Origin of the sequence: Henriciella sp. (assembly GCF_049649345.1) — a bacterium.
GTDB lineage: Bacteria > Pseudomonadota > Alphaproteobacteria > Caulobacterales > Hyphomonadaceae > Henriciella.
The window spans coordinates 1-8,073 of sequence record NZ_JBARZC010000273.1; the positions used below are offsets into that span (position 1 = coordinate 1).

10 protein-coding genes and 1 pseudogene are annotated in these 8,073 nt (G+C 61.5%); 9 read left to right on the plus strand and 2 right to left on the minus strand.

Annotated features, from left to right (window positions below):
• Positions 1–50: 50 nt before the first annotated feature.
• Both WA989_RS07230 and WA989_RS07235 read right to left on the minus strand, forming a co-directional pair.
• Positions 51–671 (minus strand): LysE family translocator, encoded by a 621-nt coding sequence (locus WA989_RS07230; RefSeq protein ID WP_424339832.1) that lies wholly within the window; start codon positions 669–671, stop codon positions 51–53.
• 3 nt (positions 672–674) lie between these two features.
• On the minus strand, positions 675–1,793 hold the full coding sequence (locus WA989_RS07235; protein ID WP_424339833.1) for a serine hydrolase domain-containing protein: 1,119 nt from the start codon (positions 1,791–1,793) through the stop codon (positions 675–677).
• Positions 1,794–1,900: 107 nt separating this feature from the next.
• Between WA989_RS07235 and WA989_RS07240 the strand changes: the two genes are divergently transcribed.
• From WA989_RS07240 to WA989_RS07280, 9 genes and pseudogenes are all read left to right on the plus strand, one after another.
• Positions 1,901–2,398 (plus strand): DUF302 domain-containing protein, encoded by a 498-nt coding sequence (locus tag WA989_RS07240; RefSeq protein WP_424339834.1) that lies wholly within the window; start codon positions 1,901–1,903, stop codon positions 2,396–2,398.
• 79 nt (positions 2,399–2,477) lie between these two features.
• The gene (locus WA989_RS07245; RefSeq protein WP_424339835.1) at positions 2,478–3,368 is read left to right on the plus strand and encodes an HpcH/HpaI aldolase/citrate lyase family protein; all 891 of its coding nucleotides are present in this window, start codon (positions 2,478–2,480) and stop codon (positions 3,366–3,368) included.
• Complete coding sequence (locus WA989_RS07250) at positions 3,369–3,716, plus strand: ArsC/Spx/MgsR family protein (protein ID WP_424339836.1); 348 nt, start codon at positions 3,369–3,371, stop codon at positions 3,714–3,716.
• Positions 3,717–3,786: 70 nt separating this feature from the next.
• A complete protein-coding gene (locus tag WA989_RS07255; RefSeq protein WP_424339837.1) occupies positions 3,787–4,044 on the plus strand; it encodes a hypothetical protein in 258 nt (85 codons plus the stop codon).
• A gap of 33 nt (positions 4,045–4,077) precedes the next feature.
• Entirely contained in the window at positions 4,078–5,112 is a 1,035-nt protein-coding gene (locus WA989_RS07260) for a MaoC family dehydratase (RefSeq protein ID WP_424339838.1), read from the plus strand.
• 9 nt (positions 5,113–5,121) lie between these two features.
• Positions 5,122–5,532, plus strand: a complete 411-nt coding sequence (locus WA989_RS07265; protein ID WP_424339839.1) for a hypothetical protein — start codon at positions 5,122–5,124, stop codon at positions 5,530–5,532.
• A 43-nt stretch (positions 5,533–5,575) separates the two neighbouring features.
• Positions 5,576–6,385: a diaminopimelate epimerase gene (gene dapF / locus WA989_RS07270; RefSeq protein WP_424339840.1), complete on the plus strand. Its 810-nt coding sequence runs from the start codon at positions 5,576–5,578 to the stop codon at positions 6,383–6,385.
• 57 nt (positions 6,386–6,442) lie between these two features.
• Complete coding sequence (gene mtaB, locus WA989_RS07275; RefSeq protein ID WP_424339841.1) at positions 6,443–7,723, plus strand: tRNA (N(6)-L-threonylcarbamoyladenosine(37)-C(2))-methylthiotransferase MtaB; 1,281 nt, start codon at positions 6,443–6,445, stop codon at positions 7,721–7,723.
• Positions 7,720–8,073: pseudogene (locus WA989_RS07280) on the plus strand (signal recognition particle-docking protein FtsY); the annotation flags it as partial. The gene mtaB and the pseudogene WA989_RS07280, both read left to right, overlap by 4 nt.

Sequence of the window (8,073 nt, forward strand, 5' to 3'; positions counted from 1 at the left end):
GTGCCAGACTCCCGTCTCGGACGAGTTTCGACTTCAGTCGAGCACACAACTCAGCCCGCGCGCGCCGTACTGAAAGCGATCCAGATGGCAATGCCGACAAGTGCGAGCGCAAACGCGGCACGAACGCCGGTTGACCTCCGCATGGCAGCGATCCGGTCACCAATGCTGGCGCCGAGAACCACAATCGCGGTGTGAACAATGACGGAGATCAGAATGTGCAGGCTACCCAGAAGCAGAATTTGCAGGGCAAGCGGGGCACGCGCGCAGCTGGCAAACTGGCTGACGATTGCAATATAGAAGACGAGCGCTTTGGGATTGAGGAGATTGGCGACAAAGCCCCTGCCCAACCCCTCAAGACCATCGGCGGACCCGGGCGAACTCTCGCCCGTATCCGAAAAGGCTTCCCAGGCAAGATACAGCATGAAGACCACGCCGGCCCAGCGGATGGTCTCATAGAGCCAGTCATGGCCTGCGATCAGCGTGGCCATGCCCGTTGCTGCGAGAATGAGCTGCACGGACAGGCCGAGCGTGATGCCGATGATAGCCAGAAACCCAGCCTTGCGCCCGCGGCGTGCCGACAGCGTGGTCAGCCAGCCCATATTCGGTCCGGGCGTCAGCTCGACGATGGCCATTGCGATCAGGAATGCCGCCCAGTCGACCTCACAGAACATCGCTCACAAACACCCATAGAGCGCATCGACCAGCCGGCGGGCGCGGGGATCTCCTTGCAGATAATTCGATTGGCGGTTCATCACATAGGCCGCAGACAGGCTGCGATCAGGATCGCCCAGGGCGAGCGAACCGCCCCACCCTGAGTGGGCGAGCGTTTCAGGGTTCGGCCCATAAATTCCCTCGCTGTTGCGCATCACGCCGGCGGCGAATTCTGTCGTGAAGGGAAGCACCAGGTCACCCCCATAGGCGCGCCGGCGGCTCAGCTTGTCGAAACAGTCCGGCTCGATAATGGTCACCCCGCCGAGGCTGCCGCGATGCGCGTAGATGCCGTAGAGCTGAGCCACTGAAAGCGCGGTGCCGTGCCCATTGGCGGCCGGCTGTTCCATCGTGCGCCATTCAGGCCCGGTGCGCGTAGGCGACGACCATTTCTTCAGGAAGGCGGCTTTCTTGTACTCGTTGAGCTCGCCGAGATCCGGCATCGCGCGCGGGCGAAGGATGTCGGCGCAGCGGTCATGCTCGCTCTGCGGTGTGCCGATGAAGAAGTCTATGCCGGCCGGCTCGCAGATGTCTTCGCGCAGGATCGTGCCGAGACTGCGCCCTTCAATACGGCGGACGACTTCGCCCACGAGATATCCCCAGGTCGAGGGATGGTAGCCATGCGCGGTGCCCGGCTCCCAGAGCGGTTCTGTCTCGGCGAGGGTTGCAGCAAGCGCCGGAGGGTCGAGCCAGAGGTCAGGATCGATTGGGTCGGCAAAGCCAGGCAGGCCGCCCTGGTGGGACATCATCTGGCCGATCGTCATGTCGGCCTTGCCTGCCGCGGAGAATTCCGGCCAGACCTCGGCGACTTTGGTGTCATACCCGTCCTTGAGGCCGCAGATAACCCGTGCGGCGACGATCGCGGATATGCCCTTCGTGGTGGAATAGATCGGCACGAGCGTGCGGCCGGTCCAGGGCTGTCTGGACTGGCGATCAGCGAAGCCTGCATGGATGTCGATAATGGTTTCGCCGTCCAGAATTGCGGCGAAGCCAGCGCCCTGCTCCTCGCCAGCCTCAAAAGTTTCTCGAAAAACGTCTGCGACCGGCTCGAACCCCGGCGCGACATGGCCGCTAATCTCAGTCATCGGCTCCTCAGATCAGTCATGAATAGCGCTCTCCCAGTAGGGAGAATTATTGAACATCTCTAACATTGGGGCGTTCAACTGCCAGACCAAATCGGGAAGAGTTCGCCATGAAAATTATCAGTCTTTCGGCTGCGGCTGTCATGATTGCCGTGGCCGGCTGCACGTCTTCGCCAACTTCGATGAGCGGACCGCACTCAGCAAATCACGACCGGTCTGCACCCCAAGCGACAATATCCACGCCCAGCACCCACTCATTCGACGAGACGGTCTCGCGGCTGCGCGCCGCCCTGCAAAGCCGGCCCGTCGAGATATTCGCCGAGGTCGATCACGCCAAAGGCGCGGCGGAAGCCGGCATGACCCTGCCGCCCTCAACACTTTTCATATTCGGCAATCCCCAGGCCGGAACGCCGATCATGCAGGCCAATCCAGCGCTCGGGATCGAGTTGCCAATGAAAATCCTCGTCCTGGAGACCGATTCTGGGGTCTACGTGATCCGGCAGGACATTTCCGCGATCCTCCGTCAGTACCAGGTCTCTCCGGACGATACGCCCGCCGCCAAGGTTGAAGACACGCTGAATGGCATCGTCATGGAAGCGGCCGGATAGCGGCAATTTGGCCGATGGGCTGGACAGACTTCACGTCTGGCGGCATCGAAGGGCGACGTTCAAACAGGGGCCCGCCACCATGACCGCAGCGACTACTCACCGTCCACGCAGATCCTGTCTCTACATGCCTGGCGCCAATCCCCGTGCACTCGAAAAGGCAAAGAGCCTTGCCGCCGACACGCTGATCCTAGACCTCGAAGACGCTGTAGCGCCAGAGGCCAAGGCCGAAGCGCGCGAGACCGTCTGCAAGGCTGTGAAGGATGGCGGCTATGGCAAGCGGGAGGTGGTCATCCGCATCAACGGCCTCGACACCGAATGGGGACTTGATGATCTGAAAGCCGCGGTGGCTGCTGGGCCGGACGCCATTCTGGCGCCAAAAGTCATCGATGGCGGCGACATAGACCGGCTGGATGATGCGCTGAGCCGCGCGGGCGCGCCAAAAGATTTCGGTCTCTGGGTGATGATCGAAATGCCAAAAGCCATTCTCAATATCAAGGATATCGCCGAGGCTGCCGGACGCACGCGCCTGACGGCCTTTGTCATGGGCACCAATGACATCGCCAAGGAACTGCGCGCGGTGAACGATCCCTCGCGCCTTGCCTTCCAGACGTTCTTCGGCCTCACACTTGCGGCTGCGCGGGCTTATGACATCGTCGCGATTGATGGTGTCTACAATGATATCTCGAATGCAGAGGGCCTGGAGCAGGAGGTCCGCCAGGGCCGGCTGCTTGGCTTTGACGGCAAGACGCTCATCCATCCATCACAGATCGACATCACGAATGACGTTTTCGCGCCCGCTGAAGAAGATGTTGCGCAGGCCCATGACGTCATCGCCGCCTTCGCCGATCCGGCCAATGCCGGAAAGGGTGTGCTCAAGGTGAATGGAAAAATGACGGAGCTGCTCCATCTTGAAGAAGCAAAACGCATCGTCGCTGTGAACGAAGCGATCGAGGCCATGGAGACCGCATAGATGACCTACACACTTCTTCACCACACCGGCTGCAGCACCTCGCGAAAGGGCCTCGCCCTGCTTCAGGAAAACGGGGTTGAACCGGAGGTGCGCAAATACATGAATGCCGGGGAAGCGCTATCGGTTGGCGAGCTGAAGGACATCGCCGAGAAGATGGGCGCCGCCTCGCCGCGCGACTTCCTGCGCGAAAAGGACGCGGCCAAGTTCGACATCCCGGACGATCTTCCCGACGAAAAGCTCTATGAAGCGATGGCCGACAATCCCCGCCTGATCCAGCGCCCCATCGGCATTAAAGGCGGCAAAGCCGCGCTTGGCCGGCCGATCGAGAAGCTGCTTGAGGTCAAATAAGCGAGAAGATCGGTGAAATTTCACAGGTCTGATTAGCCACGCATCAAATGAGGTATGCGACAAGCAGGTCATGACGATCCTGCTTATCATCGCCGGTCTTTTTCTGGTGCTGTCCGCCCTTTTCTTCTTTGGGCCGCACTTGGTTGTCTATGGGACATCCGGATTGCGCGACGCGTTCTCCCGTCCTGAGGCCCAGATTGTGACGGTCGGCCTAGTCGCGGCGTTCTGCGTGCTGCTTTTTGCCCCGGCGGGTCCTTCCTCCTTGATTTCAGGCGATGAGACAGTGCAGGTGGTCCACGCAGACATAGCGGGGCCGGCGCAGGGATAATCTGAAGCGGCCCCAAGACCGATCGAGGGCCGCATGACGAAATCCAATCCGGGCAACTATTTCGAAGACTTCCAGCCGGGCATGGAAATTGTCCACGCAACCCCGCTCACGCTCAGCGCGGGCGACGTTTCGCTCTACCGCGCCCTGACAGGCAGCCGGCATGCGCTCTACTCAGCTGAGACCTTCGCCGCCGCCAATGGCTTTCCGGCGCTGCCGGTTGATCCGCTACTCGCCTTCCATATCGTTTTTGGAAAGACGGTCCCGGATATCTCGCTCAACGCCGTCGCCAACCTTGGCTATGCAGAGGGCAAATTCCTGAAGCCTGTCTATCCCGGTGACACGCTGACCTCGGTGTCCGAAGTGATCGGCGTCAAGGAGAACTCAAACGGCAAGACGGGCGTCGTCTGGGTCCGCACGCGCGGGGAGAACCAGAACGGAGAGACGGTGCTGTCCTATGTACGCTGGGTGATGGTCCACAAGAAAGATGCCGCCAGTGCGGCGCCCGATACTGTCATTCCTGATCTGCCCGGCGCCGTAGCGGCATCAGATCTCGCCGCCCCTAATTACGCAGACTGGAACGACGCCCTGGCCGGGTCGAACTGGCGGTTCGGCGACTATGAGGTCGGTGAGAAAATCGACCATGTCGACGGGATGACGGTCGAGGAAGCCGAGCACCAGATCGCCACGCGGCTCTATCAGAACACGGCGAAGGTCCATTTCGACGCACACGCCCAGAAGGACAGCCGCTTCGGCAAACGTCTCATCTATGGCGGTGTTGTGATTTCCATCGCGCGCGCCCTCTCGTTCAACGGCCTCGAAAGCGCCGCCCAGATGCTGGCCATAAATGCCGGCACGCATGCCGGGCCGCTCTTCGCGGGCGACACGATCTATGCCTGGTCGGAAGTGCTGGACAAGGCCGAACTGTCTGCGAACACCGGCGCTCTGCGCCTGCGCCTGGTCGCGGGGAAGAACCACCCGTGCAGCGACTTCCCGCTGCGCGGCGAGGACGGAAAATACGACCCGGATGTGCTGCTCGACTTCGATTACTGGGCCGCCATCCCCATCTAGGGCTCGATGATGACCAACCTCCTTGAAGGGATCACGCTGTTCGGCGTATCCATCGCGACCATTCTGATGGCGCTTGCGAGCCTGCTCGGCACAATGACGATGAAACAGATGGTCGAACTCGGCCAGGTCGACGCCCGCACGCTTTGCGGCCTCACAGGCATTACCGATCCGCGCGATCTGCAGGATGTCTTCGGCCCACCCCACATGAACCGGACCTGGCACGGGCTGACCCTCCAGGCCATTGAGGCTCGGCGCAAACCGGCCGGTTACCTGATCAGCGATGACCGCGTGGACTGGATTTCGATCGGCGTCGCCATCCTCGCCTTTTTCTGGCGCCACCCTGTCGCCGACATCCTGCTGATTGTTGCCGCGGTGTCACAGGTCTCCGGCTGGGTGATCGCTTCGCGCCTGCCGCGCTAGAAATCGCTTCTGATCAAATGCTCCGTGCCCTATCTATCTCTCCATGAAAGTCTGGAAGATGAATGGCGCGGGAAACGCGTTCGCGATTTTCGACGCGAGAGAGCGCCGCTTTGCGCCGGATGCTGAGCGTATTCGCGCCATCGCCGCTGAAATGAAGGCTGATCAGGTCATGTCGATCGAGCGTGACACAATGGTCGATGCCTTTCTGCGCATCTGGAACGCAGACGGCGAGGAAGTGGACGCCTGTGGCAATGGCACGCGCGCGGTCGCCCATCTTCTTCTTGAGGAAACCGACAGCCCGAGCGTGAAGATCCGCACCAATGCCGATGTCCTCAAGGGCGAACGCGCCAGCGGAAACCTTGTCACCATCGATATGGGCTCGCCGCTCATGGGCTGGGAAGACATTCCGCTCTCGGAAAAGATGGATGTCCGCGGTGTCGATGTGCGCATCGGGCCGATGGACAAACCTTATCTGTCGCGCCCCGCCGTCGTCTCCATGGGCAATCCCCATGCGGTCTTCTTTGTCGACGACGTCGACGCCTATAACATCCCCCAGATCGGGCCGCTTGTGGAATGGCATCCCGTGTTTCCTGAGGGCGTGAATGTCGGCTTTGCGCAAATCATCGACCGTCAGACCATCCGTTTGCGCGTCTGGGAACGCGGCGCAGGCCTCACCAAAGCTTGCGGGACAGGCGCGTGCGCCGCGCTTGTCTGCGCCGCGCGCGCCCGCAAGACAGACCGCAAGGCCAAACTCATCCTCGATGGCGGTGACCTCATCATAGACTGGCGGGAAGATACCGATCACGTCTTGATGACCGGGCCCGTTGAGCTCGAAATGAGCTTCGAGGTCTGAGGCGAGTCCCTTGATATTTCGGCCATTCGGCGCGATGTCCGCTGCTGAACCGCCGTCATGACAGATACATTGCCCCCCCGGACCAGATCCCAGGTCATCACGCTAGGCTGCCGCCTCAACTCCTATGAGTCCGAGGTGATGCGCGGCCATGCCGAAAAGGCGGGGCTCGAAGACGCGATCATCGTCAATACATGCGCCGTGACAGGAGAGGCCGTCCGCACCGCGCGTCAGACCATCCGGCGCGCCAGAAAAGATAATCCGGACGCGAACATTATCGTCACCGGCTGCGCCGCGCAGATCGATCCGGGCGCGTTTGCGGCCATGCCTGAAGTCACCCGCGTCATCGGCAATCATGAAAAGATGCAGGCCGACACCTGGGCTGCCCCGCAATTGCTTCAGGGCACGGAAAAGATTCTCGTCAACGACATCATGTCGGTGAAGGAAACCGCCGCCCATCTGATCGACGGGATGGAGGGCCGGGCGCGCGCCTATGTGCAGGTCCAGAATGGCTGCGATCATCGCTGCACCTTCTGCATCATCCCCTATGGCCGCGGAAATTCGCGGTCCGTCCCGGCGGGGGAGGTGGTTCAGATGGTCCGCCGCCTGGTTGAGACCGGGCATTACGAAATCGTCCTCACAGGTGTCGACCTGACAAGCTGGGGCGCTGACTTGCCCGGCCAGCCGCAGCTCGGCAATCTCGTCCAGCGCATCCTGAAGCTGGTGCCGGAACTGAAACAGCTCCGCATCTCCTCCATCGACGCGATCGAGATGGATGACGCGCTGTTCGAAGCGATGGCGGAGCCGCGTCTTGCACCCTTCATGCACCTGTCACTCCAGCACGGCGACAATCTCATCCTGAAGCGGATGAAGCGGCGCCATTCGCGCGAACAGGCCATCGAGCTTGCCGACCGGCTGCGCACGATCCGGCCTGATATGGCGCTCGGCGCAGATATCATTGCCGGGTTTCCAACAGAGACCGAAGCGCATTTTGAGAACTCGGTCCGGCTCGTCGAGGATTGCGGCCTCGCCTTCCTGCACGTGTTTCCCTACAGCCCGCGGCCTGGCACACCTGCCGCGCGCATGCCGCAGCTTGAAAAGTCCGTGATCAAGGCCCGGGCCGCCAGATTGCGCGATGCAGGCGCGGCTGCGTTGTCGCGGCATCTCGACACCCATGTCGGCAAGACACTGGACGTCCTTGTCGAACAGGAGACCAATGGCCGCCTCAGCGATTTCTCGCAGGTCACGCTGGATGGCTTTGACAGGCTCGAGGCTGGACGCCCGGTCTCTGCGCGGATAGTCGCTCAGGACGGAAAGAAACTCATCGGGGCGCCTGCATGATCCTCTGGTTCGGCAAGAAAAAGAAAAAGGAAGAGTTGAAGGATGCCGGCGCAGCGATGCCGGAACCGGAACTTTCGGCCGAAGAGATCGCCGCAAAAGAAGCGGCCGATAAAGCCGAAGCTGAACGCCAGGCGGCGGAAGCCCAGCGAAAGGCCGCCGAACAGGCCGAGATCGAACGCAAGGTCGCGGAAGCCAATCGCGCCTGGGAAGAACGCCAGAAGCGCGAGCGCGAGGAAGCCGCTGCCGAAGCAAGCCGGCTCGAGGAAGAAGCCAGGCGGGCCGAACAAGCACGCGAGGCAGCCCGCCGCGCTGCAGAAGAAGCACGCCAGAAAGCGGCCCAGGACGAAGCC

Excerpts from the sequence above, each read along its gene's own strand:
- WA989_RS07230 (WP_424339832.1), bottom strand. The coding sequence starts at position 671 with ATGTTCTGTGAGGTCGACTGGGCGGCATTCCTGATCGCAATGGCCATC.
- WA989_RS07235 (WP_424339833.1), bottom strand. The coding sequence starts at position 1,793 with ATGACTGAGATTAGCGGCCATGTCGCGCCGGGGTTCGAGCCGGTCGCA.
- WA989_RS07240 (WP_424339834.1), top strand. The coding sequence starts at position 1,901 with ATGAAAATTATCAGTCTTTCGGCTGCGGCTGTCATGATTGCCGTGGCC.
- WA989_RS07245 (WP_424339835.1), top strand. The coding sequence starts at position 2,478 with ATGACCGCAGCGACTACTCACCGTCCACGCAGATCCTGTCTCTACATG.
- WA989_RS07250 (WP_424339836.1), top strand. The coding sequence starts at position 3,369 with ATGACCTACACACTTCTTCACCACACCGGCTGCAGCACCTCGCGAAAG.
- WA989_RS07255 (WP_424339837.1), top strand. The coding sequence starts at position 3,787 with ATGACGATCCTGCTTATCATCGCCGGTCTTTTTCTGGTGCTGTCCGCC.
- WA989_RS07260 (WP_424339838.1), top strand. The coding sequence starts at position 4,078 with ATGACGAAATCCAATCCGGGCAACTATTTCGAAGACTTCCAGCCGGGC.
- WA989_RS07265 (WP_424339839.1), top strand. The coding sequence starts at position 5,122 with ATGACCAACCTCCTTGAAGGGATCACGCTGTTCGGCGTATCCATCGCG.
- dapF (WP_424339840.1), top strand. The coding sequence starts at position 5,576 with ATGAAAGTCTGGAAGATGAATGGCGCGGGAAACGCGTTCGCGATTTTC.
- mtaB (WP_424339841.1), top strand. The coding sequence starts at position 6,443 with ATGACAGATACATTGCCCCCCCGGACCAGATCCCAGGTCATCACGCTA.